Below are 21,555 nucleotides of genomic sequence, written 5' to 3'. Positions count from 1 at the left end.
TTCTGATTTTGTTGCATTATTCCTTAGTTCTCTGGCCAATAGTTTTAATTTTGGATTATAGCTGAGAATTTTTCTCCTTTTCATAGAATACTTTTTTGTGAGCAATTTAATAAAAAATGATGTGATTGAGATTGAATTAATGATAGGACAATTAATTATGTTCTAATTTACACACCCCTAACCCCTCTCGAGAGGGGAATAAAAAGCTCTTTTAAATAATTAAGAATGAAAAAGGAAATGTTTATTCGTGAGATTACTTCGTCGTTACTACTCCTAGTAATGACGGTTTAATAATGATATTTCTAAATAAAATAACACACCCCTAACCCCTCTCAAGAGGGGAATAAAATGCTTTTATAAATATTTGATATAAACTACGCTGGCACTTTTGAGAAGAGCATCTTCAATCTTAATAAAAAAGACTAAAATCACCTCTTCTTCCACTTCTATAAGGATCTAAATCAAATATTAAATACGCACCTATAGAGTTATTTACAAAGTAGTCTGATCCAGCACCAAAAGGCATTTTATAATTCAATCCAACATCAAATAGTTCCATACGAATGGTAGCATTAACACCAAATTCATGCATATTAAAGTCTTCCAAATAATTCAAATGCTGACTAATTCCAAGGCTAAAAGTAGATAAATTTAATTCTTGATAGAAATCAAATCGAGCTCTTTTTCCTTGTTTTGATAACGCTCCAAATAAATACAAATAGGAATATCTTGGTAACATATTTTGATTGTGTCTATTGATATCAATCTCATAACCAAGTTGTGCAGAAACTAACATTTCTAACTTATAGTCGTTATCTCCGTTAACTGTATTTTTTGGGGTGTTTAAGTGCTTTAAGGCGAGACCGAAAAACAAATTTTCATCGTTGCTTACCAACACTGAAGTTCCAATATCTGCATACCCAATTTTACCACTATCAGCCAAAGGATCAATAGACACGGAATTTATTTGACCCGTGAATAAATTTATTTGATCCTGAAAAACCAATTCATCAAAGTTATACTTTGTGCTTGAAAAACCAGCAGTTAAACCTGCATATAAATACCAATAATTAGACAATTCTAAGGGATAAATAAAACTAAGTGCAGCTTGTGTATTTGAAAAACCTGAATTACGTAAACTACTGTTATAAAAATCTATTCCTAAACTAAAATTGCTTTGTTCAAAATAGGTATTTGCAAAAAGATAGCGTTGATCCAATGAGTTATCAAACTTTTTCCCTGAAAATTTATTTAACACCCCAATTTTAGTTGAATTTCTAAATCCATAAAAACTAGGATTGACAAAATTCGGCATGGTGTTCAAATTATTAATATATTGATCTTGCCCAAATGAAAATTGAATTACACAAATGGTTAAAAACGCAACGATTGTATAGGTTCTTTTTCTCATCTTAATAATAATGCTTGATTACTTACAACAACTTCTTTACCCAATTTATTTATTCCTTTAAAAACGTATTTAAATATTTTTCCATTAAAAGGGGAACCATCACTTAAATTGCCATCCCAACCCCAATTAGTAGCATTACTTACATCGGCAGATGTGGCATAAAGAAGGTTATTCCAGAGGTCGTATATTTCAAATTCCAAACTGTTAAATCCTATCAATTCTCCCAAAAAATAATCATTAACTCCATCCCTATTTGGTGTAAAAACATCAGGAAATACGGCTAAAAAGCCTTTGCCCACACTAATTTGTTCCGTATATTCCTTATAACATCCAAATTCGTTATAAATTCTTAATGTCACGTCATGCAATCCAGAAACTGCATAAGTATGAACTGGAGATACTACCACAGATAAATCTGAACTATCACCAAAATCCCATTCTAATTTGGTATATGGCGGAGTCGATGTATTTTTAAAAGTAACTGGTTCATTTAAATTAATAATACCATTTAAATTAAAACCAGTGGATGATATTTGGAAAGAAGGTTCAACTACTCGTGTATCAATAATAATAGCTTCACCACATCCAAATTCATTCACAATATTCAAAACACCTTCTGGAACAAAATTAGTAATGCCCACTACATAGTTGTTATTTCCTTTATTTTCAGCATTTACCAATACATTATTGTAATAGAAACTTATAATTCCATTATTCTCATCCTTCACTTTAACGCTCAAAGTTCCTGCACCACCTGCACAGAGTTTGCTGTCAAGTATTGGTTTCTCCAAAAGTGTAATAGAATTTTGGGTTTTTACTGTATAAATCGTTTGGAACTTATATGCCGGATTGGAATCGGAACAATTAATCAAATCACTTGTAACTGTTAACCGATATCTACCTTCCATTAAATTATTGACTCTTAGTATATTTCGACCAATTTCTGAATAGGTAGGATTTGGATTTCCAGGTAACGAACTTGGTATTTCTTTTTCCCATACAATGGTATATGGTATTTTACCACCTGAAACAGCAATGGCAATAAATCCATCGTTATTGGTTGAATCACAACCAACATTACTAACAGTTTCAGTTACAACTATTGGAGTATAAGGTGTAGTAATGGTAAATGTGATTTGATTGCTTTTACAATTTTGGCTGTCACTTATAATAGCAATATAATTTCCTGGCACAATTGGTATAATAGGAGAACTAGAATGAAAATTATTTGGTCCAAACCACTCAAAAGAATAATACGGGTTGCCATTGCCATCTACATATGGTATTCCTCCACGTATATCAATCAAATTTATTCCAAAAGTTGGAGTACTGTTGCAAGTATCAAATACAACGGCTGTTGACCCTGTATATTCCAATGGAACATAGGCACCTAATGTGAAATTTTTAACAATTGAACAACCATTATCATCAGAAACTGTTAGTCTATATGTTCCGCCAGTTAAAAGATTCCCAATCGATTTTAAATTGAACCCTGATTGAGAAAAAGAGGCTGGCCCCACCCAATCATAAAAATAATTTGTACTTACCCCACCAGTAACCAAAACACTTATGGAACCACCTTTATCACATGCAATAGGCAATACGGTTTCAGTAAGTGCCAATGCATTTGGCTCTGCAATGGTAACGGTTGTGGTGGTTTCACAACCATTTTTATCCTTAATAGTTATCGTGTGTAAACCAGCTACTAAATTTGTAGCGGTAGCAATTGTTGAAGTACTTTTATCCCAAGTAAAGGTATAAGGAATTGTTCCACCCACAGGTGTTACGGTTGCTACCCCATTATTGGCTCCTTTACATTTTACCGGACTGTCTTGTATTGTTGTTGCCGTTAACTTTACTGGTTCGGTAATTAATACAGTAGTTGATATTTCACATCCATTCCCATCTTTAACCTTAACAGTATGAATTCCTGCTGCTAAACTAGTAGCTGTTGCTGTTGTTGAACTACTTTTATCCCATGAATACGTAAAGGGCGTTTTTCCACCAGAAACTGTTACCACTGCTGATCCATCTGCTGCTCCATTACATGTTACTGCTTTAAATTGAACGGCACTTGCTTCTAAAACATTTAATTCGGTAATCGTTACAGTAGCTGTTGTTTTACAATCATTTACATCATAAATTGTAATAGTATGCAATCCTGCACCTAAGTCAATAGCCGTTGCACTTGTTGAAGTGCTTTTATCCCAAGAATATGAATATGGTGATACTCCACCAACTGGTGTTACTGTAGCCACACCATTAAAAGCTCCTTTGCATTTTACAGGACTAGTCTCAATTGCTGTGGCGGTTAAAACAGTTGGTTCTGTAATTAGTACGGTTGCTATTTTTTCACAACCATTTATATCTATAACCTTTACAGTATGAGTTCCTGCTGATAAGTTGGTAGCAGTAGCACTTGATGCTGCATTATTATCCCAATAATAAGTATATGGTGTTGTTCCATCAACAGCAGTTACTGTTGCTGACCCATTAGAATCTCCCTTACATTTTACCGGACTGTTTTGGACTACTGTTACTGCTAAAATAGCAGGCTCAGTAATAACTACTGAAGCTGTTGTTATACAACCATTTGCGTCTTTGATTGTAATGCCATGTGTTCCTGCAGCCAAATCTGTAGCCGTAGCACTACTTGATGAACTATTTTGCCATACATAAGTATAAGGTGTAGTTCCTCCAACCACTTCTACTTTTGAAGATCCATTAGATTCCCCTTTACATTTTACTGGAATGTTTTGAACTACTGTTGCCGTTAACTTTGCTGGTTCGGTAATTATAACAGTCGTTGTTATTTCACATCCATTTCCATCTTTAACCTTAACAGTATGAATTCCTGCTGCTAAATCGGAAGCCACAGCACTAATCGATGAGCTTTTATCCCAAGAATAGGTATATGGCAAAGTTCCACCAACAGCAGTTATTACTGCCGTTCCATTAGATTCTCCATTACATACTACTGGTTTAAATTGAACAGCAGTTGCAGTTAAAATAGTTGGCTCGTTAATAAATACAATTATTGATATTTCACAGCCTTTTGAATCCCTAATAGTAATGTCCTGCACACCCGCTTTTAAATCTGTTGCAGTATCTATTGTTGAAGAACTATTTTTCCATACATAGGTATAAGGTGCTGTTCCACCAGAGGCTATTACCGTGGCAGATCCATCAGACCCTCCTTTACATTTTACTGAATTATTTTGAATTGCTGTTGCTGTTAGTTTATTTGTTGGTTCGGTAATAATTACGGAAGTTGTTATGGTGCAATTATTAAAATCAGTAATGGTAATGGTATGCAATCCCGTCGCTAAGTCTGCAGCTGTATCACTTGTAGATGTGCTTCTATTCCAAGAATACGTATATGGCTGCGTTCCTCCAATAACTGTTACTGTAGCTAACCCATTTGATTCCCCTTTACATTTTACCTCACTATTTTGAATTGCTGTTGCTGTTAAAATTGTTGGTTCGGATATTGTTACCGTCGTTTTTGTTTCACAACCATTTATGTCTTTGATTGTAATAGTGTGCACTCCTACTTCTAAATCTGAAGCTGTTGCACTTGTTGCTATACTTTTATCCCACGAAAAACTATATGGTGTTGTTCCGCCAATAACTGTAACTGTTGCAACTCCATTAAACTCTCCTTTACATTTTACTGGACTGTCTTGAACCGCTATTGCTGTTAAAGTGGCTGGTTCAGTAATTATAACAGTCGTTGTTATTTCACATCCATTTCCATCTTTAACCTTAACAGTATGCCGTCCGGCTGCTAAGTCCAAAGCGGTAGCTGACAACGATGGACTTTTATCCCAAGAATAAGTATAGGGTAATTTTCCACCAGTTACTGTAACGGTAGCTGAGCCATTAGATTCCCCTTTACATTTTACTCCACTATTTTGAATTGCAGTTGCTATTAAAGCCGTTGGCTGTGAAATTGTAACTGGTATAGTAGTTTCACAATCATTTGCATCTTTAATTTTTATGGTATGAATACCTGCTTTTAAATCTGAGGCTGTTGCACTTGTTGATGCACTACTTAAACCCCAATCATACACATAAGGTGCAGTACCTCCATAAGCTGTCGCTGTGGCCTCACCATCAGAGCCTCCAAAGCAACTGACAGCCTTATTTTCTAATGATGTTGCTGTTAAAGCTGTTGGTTGTGTAAGTGTTATCGATACCGTTTTAGAACAACTGGGTATAGCCGAATCTGTTACAGTTACAGTATATGATATTCCAGCAGATAAACCAGTCGCTGTTGCTGTGGTTTGAACTGGACTGGTATTCCATGAATATGTATATGGTGCTGTTCCATCAACGCCAGTTGCTGTGGCCTTACCATCAGAGCCTCCAAAGCAACTTACATTAACCCCACTCAACAAAGGCGTATTACATTGACCATTTACTATTGAAACAATGAGGAAAAAGAATAAAAATTGAAATAATCTTAGTCTATTATGTAGCATGTATTATTTTTTTTCAAATATATAAAAATTAGCCTGTTTATAAGTAGTAGTAACGTAAAAAAAATAGATTCTATATATATGTAATAAAAAAAATTAATAAAAAATACCTGTCTAAACTATTTCTCTTTAAAGAATAACCATTCTGCTGTTCCTGTTTTCGAACAAATCTGATGGTTTAAGAAGAGATTACTGCGTCGCTAACACTCCTCGTAATGATGATTATTCTTTTTCGTCATTGCGAATGAAACACAGTGAAATGAAGCAATCTGTTGTGGTATTGCACTTATGTTAAAGATTTAGATGATTATAAACAGATTACTGCGTCGCTAACACTCCTCGTAATGATGATTTTATATTGAAATTTCTAATCTTTATAACACACCCCTAACCCCTCTCAAGAGGGGAATTTTTACTTTCACCCTTCATCTTTTGGCTTTAAGCTTTTGGCTTTAAGCTTTTTACTCAAAATAGCCTTATTTATTTTTTTAATTAAGGAAGGGCCTTCGTAAATAAAACCAGTATAAATTTGAACTAAATCAGCACCCGCATCTATTTTTTCCAAAGCATCGGCGGCACTATGGATCCCACCCACACCAATAATTGGAAATGCTTTCTCCGATTTTTTTGCTAAATAACTGATAACTTGTGTGCTACTATCTTTAATAGGTAACCCGCTTAACCCACCAAATCCAATTTCATCCAATTGTTTGTCAGTTGCTTTTAGGTTTTCTCTTAATACAGATGTATTGGAAGCTATCACACCATCAATTTTTGTAGTTGCAACAATTTCAATAACTTCATCTAGCTGATTATGATTTAAATCGGGAGCAATTTTAAGTAAAATAGGTTTTTGAGAACTATACGATTTATTGGCTGTTTGTACAGCATTGATCAATTCTATTAAATAATCTTTATCGGTTAATTTTGCGTGACTCCCAACATTAGGGCAGCTTACATTTAAGACAAAATAATCTACAAAAGGATGTAGCGCATTAAAACAAGTAACATAATCTTTCGTGTAATTTTCAGGTGCTGTTAAGGTATTTTTACCAATGTTTCCTCCAATAATTGTTTTGTGATTGTTCTTTTTAAGCTGAATAACCGCATTTTCAACACCTTCATTATTAAAACCCATTCTATTAATAATGGCTTCATCTGAAATTAACCGAAAGATCCTTTTTTTTTGGTTTCCTTCTTGGGCTTTTGGCGTTACCGTACCAATTTCTATAAAACCAAAACCGAAATTTGCTAATTCATTATATAAAACAGCATTTTTATCAAAACCAGCCGCTAATCCTACAGGATTTTTAAACGTTAATCCGAATAATTTTTTTTCTAGGCGTTTATCATTAATTTGATAAAAGCTTCTAAATAAAAAAGGGAATCCAGGAATTTTACATACTATTCGAATAAAACTAAATGTAAAATGATGTACTTTTTCTGGATCAAATAGAAAAAAAAGAGGCCTAATTAGTATTTTGTACATGGAGAACTATGTTTGTGCAAAAGTAAGAAAAAAACTGGTTTTCGGCTCATTGATTCCAACTTCAAACTTAAACCTTTTACCCTTACCTATTGCCTATTTGCCTAATTGCCTATTGCCTTTAGCATTGCCTATTGCCTTTAGCATTGCCTATTGCCTATTGCCTATTGCCTTTAGCATTGCCCATTGCCTATTGCCTTTAGCATTGCCCATTGCCTATTGCCTTTTTTTGCCCTTTCACCTCAATATCGCTCCCACATTCTTTTCAAATGTTTGTTGCAATTTTTGCATTATTTTTTCAATTTGATCATCGGTCAACGTTTTGTTTTCGTCTTGAATTAAGAAACTTACTGCATAGGATTTCTTTCCTTCTGCTAAATTTTCGCCTTCATACACATCAAATAAATCCATTTCTTTTAGGAAATTTTTCTCTGCTTGAAATGCCAATTGATACAAATCGCCAAATGTTACATTTTTGTCTAACAACAATGCAAAATCTCTTTTAACCGCTTGATATTTTGGAAGTTCTGTAATTTTAACTACTGATTTACCTCCAACACTTAATACATTTTCCCAATTAAAATCGGCAAATAAAACTTCTTGTTTAATGCCAAATTCTTTTAAAATTGAATGTTTTACAACTCCAAAATCTACCAATTTTAATTTTCCTAAACTAAGAGTAATTCCTTCAGAAAATACATCGTTTTTAGTAGGTGTTATTTTAATTGTGGTAATTCCTAAACGCTTTAAAATAGTAGTGGTAATACCTTTTAAATAAAAGAAATCAGATTTAGTAGGTGTACCATTCCAATATTCTTTGGTTCTATTTCCAGTTACAAACAGGGTTAAATGTTTTTGTTCAGCATAACCCGATTCAAAATAATGATACGTTTTACCAAATTCAAATAATTTTAAAGCAGTGTTTTTACGATTAATATTGTAACTAACCGACTCTAAACCGCTAAATAATAAAGACTGGCGCATAACACCTAGATCGTTACTTAAAGGGTTTACAATAGATACATTATGCGCTTCATTTAAAGTTAAAGTGTTTTCTAAATAGGCAGCTTTTGTAAGTGAATTGGCCATCGTTTCATTAAAACCTTGAGCCACTAATTGATCAGCAATAAGGTTTTCAATTTTAACTGGATCGAATTCAGAAAATGAAATAGAAGTGTTTAACTTGTCGGAAAATTGGATATTGTTATACCCATAAACGCGCAAAATTTCTTCGATAACATCTGCTTCTCTTGTAACATCTACCCGGTACGAAGGAATTACTAATCCTAGACCACTATCTGAAACTCCATTGAACTTAATATCTAACGAAGCTAAAATATTTTTAATCGTTTCTTTTGGAATTTCTACACCAATTAATCTGTTCATTTTTTCGTAAGAAAGAAAAACTTGAAAATCTTCAATTTTAGTTGGGTATAAATCCACTATTTCAGAAGAAACTTTTCCGCCAGCAACTTCGATAATTAAATTGGCTGCACGTTTAATAGCAAATTCTGTGATATTTGGATCGATTCCTCGTTCAAATCGAAAAGAAGCATCGGTATTTAAATTGTGTCTTTTTGCTGTTTTACGAATAGCAATCGGATTAAAATAAGCACTCTCTAAAAATATAGACGTAGTAGTTTCAGAAATTCCAGAAGTTATTCCTCCAAAAACACCAGCAATACACATTGGTTCTTCATTTCCATTGCAAATCATTAAATCTTCTTCGTGTAATTCTCGCTCAACACCATCTAAAGTAGTAAATTTTGTGCCTGTTGCTAAGGTTTTTACAATAACCTTATTTCCCTTTACCTTACCTGCATCAAATGCGTGTAATGGTTGTCCTAATTCGTGCAAAACAAAATTAGTAACATCTACTACATTATTAATGGATGTTAACCCAATGGCTTTCAATCTATTTTTTAGCCAACTTGGAGATTCTTTAATAGTAATATCTGAGATGGTAAGCCCCACATAACGTGGCGCTTTCTCAATGTCTTCAACCACAACATCAAATTTCAAGGTTCTATCATCAACTCTAAAATTATTTATAGAAGGTGATATTAACTCTAGTGAAACACCTTGTTGAATCATACCAGCACGCAAATCACGAGCAGTACCTAAATGACTCATAGCATCGGCTCTGTTTGGAGTAAGTCCAATTTCAAAAACCTGATCTTGTTCTATATTAAATACTTTGGAAGCCGGAGTGCCAACCGTCCATTTATCATCTAAAATTAAAATTCCATCGTGGTCTTTGCCTAAACCTAATTCATCTTCAGCGCAAATCATTCCAAAACTATCTTCTCCCCTTATTTTTCCTTTTTTAATTTCAAAACCTTCTCCTTTTTCATTGTACAACATAGTATCTATAGTTGCAACAGGAACTGTTTGTCCTTCAGCCACATTTGGCGCCCCACAAACAATTTGAATAGGTTCTCCATTTCCAATATCAACTGTAGTAACTTTTAATCGGTCAGCATTTGGGTGCTGAATGCAAGTAATAACTTTACCAACAACCACACCAGCCAAACTACCTTTTAACGATTCAACCGTTTCAATTCCTTCCACTTCTAACCCTAAATCGGTTAACAATTCTCCTGTACGTTCCACCTCCCAATCAACTTTTAAAAATTGTTTTAACCAATTGTATGATATTTTCATTTTTTACTTATTTTTTTTACGAACTGCAAAGATAAACAATACAAGTTAAAAGTTAAAAGTTTGAAGTTAAAAGTTATGTATCGAATGTAATGGATTAATTCTCTGTTATCGTTATCAACATGTTGTTAAATTTGAGAATTTGGATATTATACCAATTATTGGTATATTTGGATAAATTTTTATCAAAATGAATAAAAACACATCAATATCACTTGGAAATTATTTTGACCAATTCGTTCAAAGTCGAATAAGAGAAGGTCGATTTAAAAATGTTAGCGAAGTTATACGAGCTGGATTAAGACTATTAGAAGAAGAAGAAAGTAAAGTCTTTGCTTTGAGAAATGCAATTCAGGAGGGAATTAATAGCGGGATTGCTCAAGATTTTGACCCGAAAAAACATCTTGAATCTCTAAAAGCGAAAAAACACTCAAATGGCGAAATTTAAATTGACCAATAAAGCAGTTGAGGATTTATCGAAAATTTGGGATTATACTTTCGAGGTTTGGTCTGAAAATCAAGCCGACAAATATTATGAGATGTTGATTTCAACTTGTCAAGAAATTGTAGACAATCCAGTTTTAGGAAAAAACTATGACGGTATTACTCAAAGTCTATTCGGATTGAAAACCAATCGTCATATCATTTTCTACCGAACTCTAGATGAAAACTACGTGGAAATCACAAGAATTCTTCACGAGAGAATGGATTTAAAGAAAAGAATAACCGAATAAAAAACTACACACAACACCTCATAAAATTTAAGCTTACTTTTAAACTAAATACAAACCGACAAACATTCAACTAACAATTTGCTACCTCAGAAAAATCTCCGATTTTCCAGTCGCACAAATCTTATAAAAACTCGAAGCAATCTGTTTCTTTTCACCTCGTCATTGCGAAGTTTTGAAAAAACTGTGGCAATCTCTTTATTCTAGCAACAGATTACTTCATCGCTACCACTCTTCGTAATGACGTACTTTAACTAGTTTGAAATACCCATCCTTCAAATGAATCAAATACATTTATTTTTCTATCATTGTGAAGTTTTGAAAAATTAGCCTGTGCCGAATTTATTTCGGTATGGCAATCTGCTTTTTCTAGCAACAGATTACTTCATCGCTACCACTCTTCGTAATGACGTACTTTAACTAATATTTGCCCAAAGCGTACTTTTTTTGCTAATTTCCTGATAAGCAATTTTAATAGGTTTATGTTCTTCTAAACTTAAATTTGGATCATTTTTTAACAGGTTCATAGCGATTGAACGTGCGTTTTTTAAAAGCTGATGATCCTTTATAATATCAGCAATTTTCAAATCTAAAACACCACTTTGTTGTGTTCCCATTAAATTACCAGGACCTCTTAATGCTAAATCTACTTCGGCTATTTCAAATCCATCACTTGTTTGCACCATGGTTTCTATGCGGGTTTTTGCATCTGAAGTCAATTTAAAACTAGTCATTAAAATACAATAACTTTGATCGGCTCCCCGTCCCACTCTTCCTCTAAGTTGATGCAATTGCGACAAGCCAAAACGTTCGGCGCTTTCTATAACCATTACGCTTGCATTGGGTACATCAACTCCAACTTCAATCACTGTAGTTGCAACCATAATATGAGTTTCTCCTTTAATAAATCGTTGCATTTCAAACTCTTTATCCTCCGATTTCATTTTGCCATGTACAATACTCACCTGGTACGTAGGTCTGGGAAATTCCCTCACAATACTTTCATACCCATCCATTAAATCTTTGTAATCCATCGTTTCAGATTCGTTAATTAACGGATACACAATATACACTTGTCCACCTTTCGCGATTTCTTCTTTTAAGAATTTAAAAACCGATAAGCGGTGGGCATCATATCTATGAGCGGTTACAATTTCCTTTCTTCCTGGTGGTAATTCATCAATAACAGATGCATCCAAATCGCCATAAACACTCATTGCCAACGTTCGTGGAATAGGTGTTGCGGTCATAACCAAAATATGAGGAGGCAATTCGTTTTTCCGCCAAAGTTTAGAACGCTGTTCTACGCCAAACCGATGTTGTTCATCAATAATGGCAATGCCTAAATTCTTAAAAATTACTTTATCTTCAATTAGGGCATGAGTTCCAATTAAAATATGCAATTCCCCTTGTTCCAATTGTTTATGTAACAATCTTCTTTCTGCAGTTTTGGTAGACCCTGTGAGTAATTTTACATTCACATTCATTCCTTCTAATAAAGCTATCAAAGAATTATAATGTTGTGTTGCTAAAATTTCAGTAGGTGCCATAAAAGCCGCTTGAAACCCATTATCCAACGCAATTAACATAGTTAACAAGGCAACAATGGTTTTTCCAGAACCCACATCACCTTGTAATAGTCGATTCATTTGAGCATTGGAACCCAAATCTTTTCTAATTTCTTTTAATACCCTTTTTTGTGCATTTGTAAGTTCAAACGGAAGCTTTTCTTTGTAAAAAGTATTAAAATAAGTACCCACTTTTTCAAAATTAAAACCTTTTATTTTAGATTTATGAATCATGTTTTTCCGAATCAACTGCATTTGAATAAAAAACAATTCTTCAAATTTTAACCGTTGTTGTGCTTTTGTTAAAAGTTCTTGATTCTTAGGGAAATGAATATTAAATAATGCTTCATTTTTTGAAATAAACTGATATTGCCCGATAATATTTAGCGACAAGGTTTCTTGAAATGTTCCTTGAAGTTCCTCAAATAAAGTTTGAATAATTTTAGAAACAACCCTATTTGAAATTCCTTTATTATTTAATTTTTCGGTAGAAGGATATACTGCTTGCATAGCCGTTCTTAAGTTTTTTTTATAATCACTTAGCAATTCCATTTCTGGATGTGGAATGGTATACATTCCATTAAAATAATTAGATTTCCCAAAAATTACATAGGGTGTATTTATTTTTAACGATTCTTTAATCCACTTAGCACCTCTAAACCAAACCAATTCCATGGTTCCACTTTCATCAACAAAAGTTGCCACTAACCTACTGCCTTGCTTTTGTTGTACTGATTTAACTAAAGTAATTTTCCCAATAAGCTGGATTTCAGATGAATTTTGCTGAAGCTGATTAATTTTAAAAAATTGCGTTCTGTCTATGTACCTATTTGGATAAAAATTTAACAAATCGTTAAACGTATTAATTCCCAACTCAGTTTTAAGCAATTCAGCCCTGTTAGGTCCTACACTTTTTAAATAGGAAATGGAAGTATTTAAATTTAGGACTGACATAGGTTAAATTATAGCTGAAAATGGTACTACTAGCGTAGTTCAAAAATAACAATTTGACATAAATAATAGGTATAAAAGCTATATTAATATAATTTCATAATTTTTAAAACTCAAAATTTGAATTTATCTTACGTAGAAATAATCGCTCTATTTAAAAGCAATTCAAATTCTATTTTCAATAATAGCATTCAACATCAACTAATTAATTACCTTTGCCCCTCAAATTTATAAAGTGATGAGATTACATCGAAATTTAGTGTACACCGTAGTAGAATCTATGAAACTTATTTTTAATGAAGGAGAATATGCCGATAAAGTGGTTGAAAAAGCATTAAAAAAAGACAAGCGTTGGGGAGCCCGTGATCGTAAATTTGTTGCCGAGACTATTTATGATATGGTACGTTGGAAACGGTTGTATAATGAAATAGCCGGTACTAAATACCATTATACCCACGAAAACGTTTGGAAAAATTTTGCTGTTTGGGCAATTTTAAAAGGAATTAAATTACCTGAATGGACTCAATTACAAGAAGTTCCAGAGCGAAGAATTAAAGGAAAGTTTGACGAATTGCAAAAAATAAGAGCTATTAAAGAATCAATCCCAGATTGGATGGATGAAGTTTGTGTGAAGGAATTAGGGGAAGCAACATGGACGAAAGAAATAGCCGCTCTAAATCAACAAGCTGAAGTTATTTTAAGGACCAATACGCTTAAAACAACAAAAATAGCTTTGAAAAATGAGTTGCTTAAAGATGATATTGAAACTGAATTTATTGATGGTTTTCCAGATGCTTTAAAATTGGTTGAACGTGCCAATGTGTTTGTGACAGATAGTTTTAAAAATGGATTTTTTGAGGTACAAGATGCATCTTCTCAATTAGTTGCTGCTTATTTAGATGTGCAACCTGGGATGAGAGTAATTGATACATGTGCTGGGGCCGGTGGAAAATCATTGCATTTGGCTGCCTTAATGGAAAATAAAGGCATTATTACTGCTACTGATATTTACGAAAGTAAACTTAGAAAGTTAAAAATTAGAGCTCGTAGAAATGGTGCCCATAACATATCAACCAAGGTAATTGAAAATACCAAGGTGATTAAAAAACTGAAAGATACTGCAGACCGTGTTTTAATTGATGCGCCATGTAGTGGAATTGGTGTTTTAAAACGAAATCCAGATAGTAAATGGAAATTACAACCTGAATTTTTAGATGAAATTAGAAAAACACAAGCCGCCATTTTACAAGATTATTCTCAAATGGTAAAAGTGAATGGGAAAGTAGTATATGCTACATGTTCAATTTTACCTTCTGAAAATGAAAATCAGGTAACAGCATTTTTACAAAACAATCCGAATTTTGAGTTGGTAAAACAACGTAAAGTTTCTCCAGCAAAAACTGGTTATGACGGATTTTATATGGCTTTATTGGAACGAAAAAGTTAAGTAACGTTCATTGTAAGTGAATACTAGATAATAAGCTTTTTGATATTTTAATAGCGAAAGTTTTTACAAAAAAAATAATTAGGGTTGACTAAAATTTACTTTTAATCAACCCTAAATTTTATAATTTATTTTGCAATATTCACAGAGCGAGTTTCTCTAATAACTGTAACTCGAACTTGACCAGGATAGGTCATATCGTTCTGAATTTTTTGAGAAATACTAAATGAAAGTTCTCCTGCTTTTGCATCAGATACTTTTTCACTTTCAACAATTACACGTAATTCTCTACCAGCTTGTATGGCATACGCTTTTTGAACTCCTAAAAATCCAAGTGCAATTTCTTCTAAATCTTTAAGTCGTTGAATGTACGAATCTAGCACTTGCCTTCTAGCTCCAGGTCTTGCCCCTGAAATGGCATCACAAACTTGCACGATAGGCGAAATCATGTATTTCATTTCAATTTCATCGTGATGTGCACCTATAGCATTACAAACCTCTGCATTCTCATTGTATTTTTCAGCCCACTGCATTCCTAATAAAGCATGTGGAAGTTCACTTTCTGTTTCTGGTACTTTCCCAATATCATGCAACAATCCAGCTCTTTTTGCTAATTTAGCATTTAAGCCCAATTCAGCTGCCATAATACCACATAAGTTTGCTACTTCGCGAGAGTGCTGCAATAAATTTTGACCATACGAAGAACGATATTTCATTCTACCAATGGTTTTAATGAGCTCAGGATGTAATCCGTGAATCCCTAAATCGATGACAGTACGTTTTCCAATTTCAATAATTTCTTGTTGAATTTGTTTTTCAGTTTTTTTAACAATTTCTTCAATTCGAGCAGGATGAATTCTACCGTCGGTTACTAAATTATGTAATGATAAACGTGCAATTTCTCTACGAACAGGATCAAAACAAGATAAAATAATAGCTTCAGGCGTATCATCAACAATAATTTCAACCCCTGTTTCAGCTTCTAAAGCCCTTATATTACGACCTTCTCGACCAATAATTCTACCTTTAACATCATCTGATTCTATATTGAATACTGAAACACAATTCTCAACAGTTTGTTCAACACCAACCCTTTGAATTGTATTTAAAATTACTTTTCTAGCTTCTTGTTGTGCGGTTAATTTGGACTCTTCAATAGTTTCTTGAATGTAAGCCATTGCATCTGCCTTTGCCTGATCTTTCAAGGAATTTACCAATTCTTTTTTAGCATCTTCAGCTGATAGTCCAGAAATAACTTCTAAATTATCCACTTGTTTGCGGTGTAATTTATCTACTTCTTCAGTACGTCGTTCCAAATACTCCATTTTAGCATCGTAATCCTCAATTTTTCCTTCAATTTCAGCATTTATTTTTTTGTTTTTATCAAGTTCTTGAGAAATTTGAGATTCTTTATCCCGCGCTCTTTTTTCAGAATCGGCAATTTTTTTATCACGTGCAATAATTACTTTTTCGTGTTCCGATTTTAATTCAATGAATTTCTCTTTTGCTTGCAAAATTTTATCCAACTTAACGGCTTCTGCTTCAATTTTGGCCTCTCTCATTATAGAAAAAGCTTCCTTTTTGGTCTGTCTAATTAATTTAGAAGATTTCGATTTTTCTAAAAATTTTGCAATAACATATCCTATTGCTAACCCTATTGCGATACCAATCGTAATTGGCATTATATATTCTATCATAGTTTAAAATGTGTGTATAAAAAAACCTACATTAGAAAGGTTTTTGTAAACTCCTTATAACAAGATTAGGACTAACTAATTGCTCAAGGATCCGCTCAAGGCGGCTTGCTTTCACAACTATGACTCATCCTTTATAAAGAAATAGTGTTGAGTTTAACAAACGGTAACTAATGTAGGCAGTATTATTAATTATTTTTTACAGAACTTATTTTTCTAAATGAATGGTTAATAATTCATTTATGGTATTCATTTTTTCTGAGACTTCAACTAAATCTTGTTCCTTTATTATGGCATTTATTTCCATTAATGATGCAAATTGTAAAGCGCACATGGCTAATACATCTTGTTTATCATTTACCGCATAATTCGTTTCAAATTTGGCAACTAAATCATTGATTTTTTTTGCTGCTTTTCGCATTCCTTCCTCTTCATTTTCATTCTTAATTTTGATAGGATATACGCGCCCTGCAATAGTTACTTTTATTTTTAAAGAATCATCCATTTTTAAAGAACTTATTCGCTTAATTGATTGATACAACTGTCAATTTCACGAATTAAAGCATTTATTTTAAGTTTCGTTTCTTTTCTATCTTCTTTACTGCCTTCTATAGTTTTTGCAATTTTTAATGTTTGATATTTTTTATCAAAATCATTTAAAAGTTGCTTCTCTTCCTCCAATTTCATCTCTAATTTTGTTATTTTTTGATGTAATAACTCGTTTTCCTCTTTTAAAAAAATAAATTTTTCCAAAAGTAATTGGAGCTTATTTTCAACTAAATTAACAACTTGTGTTAAAGAATTCATAGGCACTTATAGAATCTAAACTATAAATACAAAGTTAGTGTTAGTACAGCAATATAACAACTGTTTTGCGCTATTTTATATATAATTTATATTTTTTGCGTTAGTATACTATAATTAATTTTTAAAAATAATTTATTTAGTACATTAGCCCAAAATCAAAAAAAGTGCTTAAATACCTTCTATCTCTATATTCGTTTATTTTTTATTTTGGGCTATGCCATGCGCAATTACCTCAAAACAAACTATTTCCATCTAATTATTTTGAAAGCCCATTGGATATTCCTCTTTTTTTATCTGGAACCTTTGGAGAGCTCAGACCCAATCATTTTCACGCTGGATTCGATATTAGAACACAACAAAAAGAAGGGTTTAAAGTCTATGCAGCAGCGGAAGGTTATATTTCAAGAATTAGAATTTCACATTGGGGCTATGGAAAAGTTGTTTATATAACTCACCCAAATGGTTTTACAACCGTTTATGCGCATTTGCAACGTTTTAGTGATCGGCTGGAAACTTACATTAAAAAGAAGCAATACGAAAATGAAAGTTTTGAAATGCAAGTGTATCCAAACGCTAATGAATTACCAATTTCAAGAAAGGAAGTAATTGGTTTAAGCGGAAGAACCGGTGGTTTTATGGGTCCTCACCTTCACTTCGAAATTAGAGATTCATCAACACAAAACGCGTTTAACCCAATGCTTTTCGGATTTAATTTGAATGATTCTATAAAACCCACTATTGATAATGTTATAGGATATACAAAAAATAATGATTCACATATCAACCAACTTTCAATACCAACACAATTATCACTCAAAAAAAGTACAACTAATGAAATTGTGGCCGATTCTATTAAAGCATATGGAGAAATAAGTTTTGGTGTTCACTCTTTTGACGTATTGGATGGAGCGCCAAACCGCAACGGAATTTATAGCTTAGAAATGTTGGTCAACGGCCAAAAAATACATGAATTTAATACGTCACAATTTGCATTTAAAGATGACAAGTTAATCAATCTTCTAGTAGATTATAAGCGTCTTGCTATTCAAAACCAAACCATACAAAAATGCTTTGTAGAACCACTTAATTCACTAGGAATGTATGCGACAAATATTAATAACGGGTATCTAAAAGTTGAAGATGGCATTCACTATAAAGTAGAAATTATTGCAAAAGATTTCAAAGGAAATCAGCAAAAAGTAAGTATTCCTATTAAAGGGAAAAAAGATTCAATTTTGGTTACAAGTACACCAAAAATCACAAACTACTCAATTAATCATACCCAATTTAATAAATTTGAATTGAATGGTGTTAAGGTTTCTTTTCCTAAATATACTTTTTATAACGATTTATATTTAGATTTCGTTGTCGAAAACAATAGGGCTACTATTCATACACCAACTGTGCCTGTAGCGGCTAATTTCACTTTAACATTTGATACTTCAACCTATTCACAAAAGGAAAAGGAACAATTGTATATTGCGTATTTAACAAATAAGAATCGAAGTTCCTATACAAAAACAATCAAAAAGGACAATTACTGTTACACCTCAACTAGAAAATTTGGAAACTATGCTATTTTATTTGATGACAAAATTCCTACCATAAAATTGTATAATTTTAAAGAAAATCAGTGGTTAACAAATCATCTACAACTCAAAGTAAAGATTGGAGATATTGGATCTGGGATTAAAAGTTATAGAGGGGAAATTGATGGAGCGTGGATTTTAATGGAATACGATGTAACTAATGGCATATTAACTCATGATTTTACAGAAAAAACCTATATGGAAGCAAAACATGAATTAAAAATAGTAGTAATGGACAATGTTGGAAATACTTCAGAATTAGTTACAACGTTTTATAGAAAATAAAATAATCATTTGAAAACAGTACTTTTTTTCATTGCTCTTTTTATTGGTTTCACAGCTGTTTCGCAAAAAGCAGTGATTAAAGGAGATATTAAAACCAAAGAAAAAGAACCTATTGAAGGGGTTGCAATCACTTATTTAAATGTTGGTACTACATCCGATAAAAATGGTGCCTATACTTTAAACATTCCAGCTGACGTTCCTATTGAAGTTAAATTTAGTCATATTGGATTTAAAACTATTTTCAAAAAGGTGATTATTCCAAGCAATAAAACGTTGCGTTATTCACCTATTTTGGAAGCTTCAGTTGAAGAAATTGAAGAAATTGAAGTTAGGGATTCTGCTAAAGAAGCGCAAGGTATTATTTCTGTTACGCCAAAAACTGCAACTAAAATTCCAGGTGCAAATGCAGGAGTAGAAAATTTATTAATGACCTTACCAGGAGTTAATAATAACAACGAATTAAGCACACAATACAATGTGCGTGGAGGAAATTTTGATGAAAATTTAGTGTATGTAAATGGTATTGAGGTGTATCGTCCTTTTTTAGTGCGCTCGGGGCAACAAGAAGGTTTGAGTTTCATTAATACCCAAATGGTGCAAAATATTAAATTTTCTGCCGGAGGTTTTCAAGCTAAATATGGTGACAAACTATCTTCTGTTTTAGATATCACGTACAAAACTCCAGAGAAATTTGAAGTAGCTATTCAAACTAGTTTACTTGGTGGCAGTGCTACTATTGAAGGAAAATTAATGAATGACAAATTAAGTGCTTTGGTTGGAATCCGATATAGAGATCACAGTTTGTTTATTGATAGTCAGGATATTGAAACAAATAGCAATCCTAAATTTGCTGATATCCAATCTTTTTTATCATATGAAGTCAACCCTAAATTAAAAATCGATTTTCTTGGTAATTTTGCCTTAAACAACTACCATTATATTCCAAAATCAAGAAGAACAAATTTCGGAACATTAACAAATCCGATAGGTCTCATTGTTTTTTATGAAGGTCAAGAAAAAGATGAGTTTAAAACTTTATTTGGAGCTTTGAAAGGCACTTATATCCTTTCAGAAAATTTAAATGTGAATTTTATTTCTTCATTATATCACACCACAGAACAAGAGTATTTTGATATTTTAGCGAATTATAATTTGGGCGAAGTTAATACGGATTTTGGTTCAGATAATTTTGGTGAGATTGAAAATTATACTGGAATAGGTTCCCAATTAAATCACGCCCGAAACAATTTAGATGCACTAATTGGAAATATTGCTATAAACGCAGCCTTTAAAAAAGAATTACATTTAGTTGAGTTCGGAATTAAGCATCAATTTGAAGACATTAGAGATCGACTAAAAGAATGGGAAGTTATTGATTCTCTAGGGTTCAATGTTAGACCACTTTCCAATAACCCAAACAATGAACCGTACCAACCTTTTACAGGCGAGTTACTTCCTTTTAGAAGTGTAGATGCTACAAATAATATCCGTATAAATCGTTTCGAAACTTTTGTGCAATACAGTAAAATTAGCACTTGGGGTAATCATAAAATATGGTACAATGCTGGACTAAGAGCGCATCATTGGAATGTAACTGCTAAAAATCAAACCACATTTAGCCTAAGGACACAATTCGCAATAAAACCAGATTGGAAAAAAGATATGCTTTTCCGTTTGGCAATTGGTACGTACAATCAACCTCCATTTTACAAAGAACTTAGAAATTATTCTGGAATTGTTAATGAAAACGTGGAAGCTCAACATGCTACCCATTTTATAGTTGGAAACGATTATAGTTTTAATTTATGGAACCGACCTTTTAAACTTACCTCTGAAATGTATTTTAAAAATTTAACCAATGTAAATACATATACTGTTGATAATGTTAAAATTAGATATGCTGCCACAAATAATGCAAAAGGGTACGCTACAGGGCTTGATTTACGATTAAATGGCGAATTTGTTCCAGGAACTGAAAGTTGGGTGAGTATTGGTTTTTTAAAAACCGAAGAAAATAGCAATAGTCAAGGATATATTTCCAGACCAACAGATCAATTATTTAAGTTTGCGATGTTATTTCAAGATTATGTGCCAACCATTCCAAATATTAAAATGTATTTGAATTTGGTGTTTAATACAGGCGTACCAGGTGGTTCTCCATCGTATGCAAATCCTTATGTTTATCAAAATAGATTAAACGCTTATAAAAGAGCAGATATTGGTGTTTCTTATGTTTTTGTGGATACAACAAATTCTTATTCATCTGGTTGGAAAAGTAACTTTAAAGAATTAGCTGTAGGTTTTGAAATATTTAATATGTTTGATGTGCAAAACGCAATTACCAATACCTGGGTACGCGATTCCTATTCAAAACAATTTTATGGCATTCCTAATTATATGACTTCGAGAGTTTTTAATGTAAAAGTTGATGTAAAGTTTTGATTGTT

13 protein-coding genes and 1 other RNA gene are annotated in these 21,555 nt (G+C 32.7%); 5 read left to right on the top strand and 9 right to left on the bottom strand.

Features of this window, described 5'->3' with window-relative positions; all coding sequences use genetic code 11:
• Window positions 1-409: 409 nt before the first annotated feature.
• From Q8S45_RS00900 to pheT, 4 genes are all read right to left on the bottom strand, one after another.
• Window positions 410-1,411 (bottom strand): PorP/SprF family type IX secretion system membrane protein, encoded by a 1,002-nt coding sequence (locus Q8S45_RS00900; RefSeq protein ID WP_305600358.1) that lies wholly within the window; start codon window positions 1,409-1,411, stop codon window positions 410-412.
• Entirely contained in the window at window positions 1,408-5,895 is a 4,488-nt protein-coding gene (locus Q8S45_RS00895) for a PKD domain-containing protein (RefSeq protein WP_305600356.1), read from the bottom strand. Before Q8S45_RS00895 ends, Q8S45_RS00900 begins: the two co-directional genes overlap by 4 nt.
• 415 nt (window positions 5,896-6,310) lie before the next feature.
• Complete coding sequence (locus Q8S45_RS00890; RefSeq protein ID WP_305600354.1) at window positions 6,311-7,381, bottom strand: quinone-dependent dihydroorotate dehydrogenase; 1,071 nt, start codon at window positions 7,379-7,381, stop codon at window positions 6,311-6,313.
• A gap of 234 nt (window positions 7,382-7,615) precedes the next feature.
• The gene (gene pheT, locus Q8S45_RS00885) at window positions 7,616-10,042 is read right to left on the bottom strand and encodes a phenylalanine--tRNA ligase subunit beta (protein WP_305600352.1); all 2,427 of its coding nucleotides are present in this window, start codon (window positions 10,040-10,042) and stop codon (window positions 7,616-7,618) included.
• Window positions 10,043-10,229: 187 nt separating this feature from the next.
• Between pheT and Q8S45_RS00880 the strand changes: the two genes are divergently transcribed.
• Entirely contained in the window at window positions 10,230-10,487 is a 258-nt protein-coding gene (locus tag Q8S45_RS00880) for a type II toxin-antitoxin system ParD family antitoxin (RefSeq protein WP_305600350.1), read from the top strand.
• Window positions 10,474-10,773, top strand: a complete 300-nt coding sequence (locus tag Q8S45_RS00875) for a type II toxin-antitoxin system RelE/ParE family toxin (RefSeq protein WP_305600349.1) — start codon at window positions 10,474-10,476, stop codon at window positions 10,771-10,773. Before Q8S45_RS00880 ends, Q8S45_RS00875 begins: the two co-directional genes overlap by 14 nt.
• A gap of 413 nt (window positions 10,774-11,186) precedes the next feature.
• Here Q8S45_RS00875 and recG read toward each other — a convergent pair whose 3' ends face one another.
• Window positions 11,187-13,292, bottom strand: a complete 2,106-nt coding sequence (gene recG / locus Q8S45_RS00870; RefSeq protein ID WP_305600347.1) for an ATP-dependent DNA helicase RecG — start codon at window positions 13,290-13,292, stop codon at window positions 11,187-11,189.
• A 235-nt stretch (window positions 13,293-13,527) separates the two neighbouring features.
• On the opposite strand from recG, the gene Q8S45_RS00865 reads away from it, so the two are divergent.
• Complete coding sequence (locus Q8S45_RS00865) at window positions 13,528-14,736, top strand: RsmB/NOP family class I SAM-dependent RNA methyltransferase (RefSeq protein WP_305600345.1); 1,209 nt, start codon at window positions 13,528-13,530, stop codon at window positions 14,734-14,736.
• Between the two features lie 125 nt (window positions 14,737-14,861).
• Here the strand turns inward: Q8S45_RS00865 and rny are convergent, their stop codons facing one another.
• The 4 genes from rny to Q8S45_RS00845 all read right to left on the bottom strand — a co-directional run bounded on the left by rny (window position 14,862) and on the right by Q8S45_RS00845 (window position 17,234).
• Window positions 14,862-16,430, bottom strand: coding sequence for a ribonuclease Y (gene rny, locus Q8S45_RS00860; RefSeq protein ID WP_305600343.1), 1,569 nt, complete (start codon window positions 16,428-16,430; stop codon window positions 14,862-14,864).
• Window positions 16,431-16,477: 47 nt separating this feature from the next.
• Window positions 16,478-16,583: non-coding RNA, 6S RNA (ssrS, locus tag Q8S45_RS00855), on the bottom strand.
• Window positions 16,584-16,635: 52 nt separating this feature from the next.
• Window positions 16,636-16,932: a cell division protein ZapA gene (locus Q8S45_RS00850; RefSeq protein WP_305600341.1), complete on the bottom strand. Its 297-nt coding sequence runs from the start codon at window positions 16,930-16,932 to the stop codon at window positions 16,636-16,638.
• Between the two features lie 11 nt (window positions 16,933-16,943).
• Window positions 16,944-17,234 carry a hypothetical protein gene (locus Q8S45_RS00845; protein ID WP_305600339.1) on the bottom strand — a complete coding sequence of 97 codons (291 nt, stop codon included), beginning with the start codon at window positions 17,232-17,234 and terminating at the stop codon, window positions 16,944-16,946.
• A gap of 164 nt (window positions 17,235-17,398) precedes the next feature.
• Here Q8S45_RS00845 and Q8S45_RS00840 point away from each other — a divergent pair, with 164 nt between their 5' ends.
• Window positions 17,399-19,108, top strand: coding sequence for a M23 family metallopeptidase (locus tag Q8S45_RS00840; protein WP_305600337.1), 1,710 nt, complete (start codon window positions 17,399-17,401; stop codon window positions 19,106-19,108).
• Between the two features lie 9 nt (window positions 19,109-19,117).
• Window positions 19,118-21,550 carry a TonB-dependent receptor gene (locus Q8S45_RS00835; protein WP_305600335.1) on the top strand — a complete coding sequence of 811 codons (2,433 nt, stop codon included), beginning with the start codon at window positions 19,118-19,120 and terminating at the stop codon, window positions 21,548-21,550.
• Window positions 21,551-21,555: the final 5 nt, after the last annotated feature.

This window comes from Lutibacter sp. (genome assembly GCF_030692605.1).
In the GTDB taxonomy this organism is placed as follows: Bacteria; Bacteroidota; Bacteroidia; order Flavobacteriales; family Flavobacteriaceae; genus Lutibacter.
Note: the sequence above shows the minus strand (reverse complement) of the source record. Positions and strands in the feature narration are given on the sequence as shown.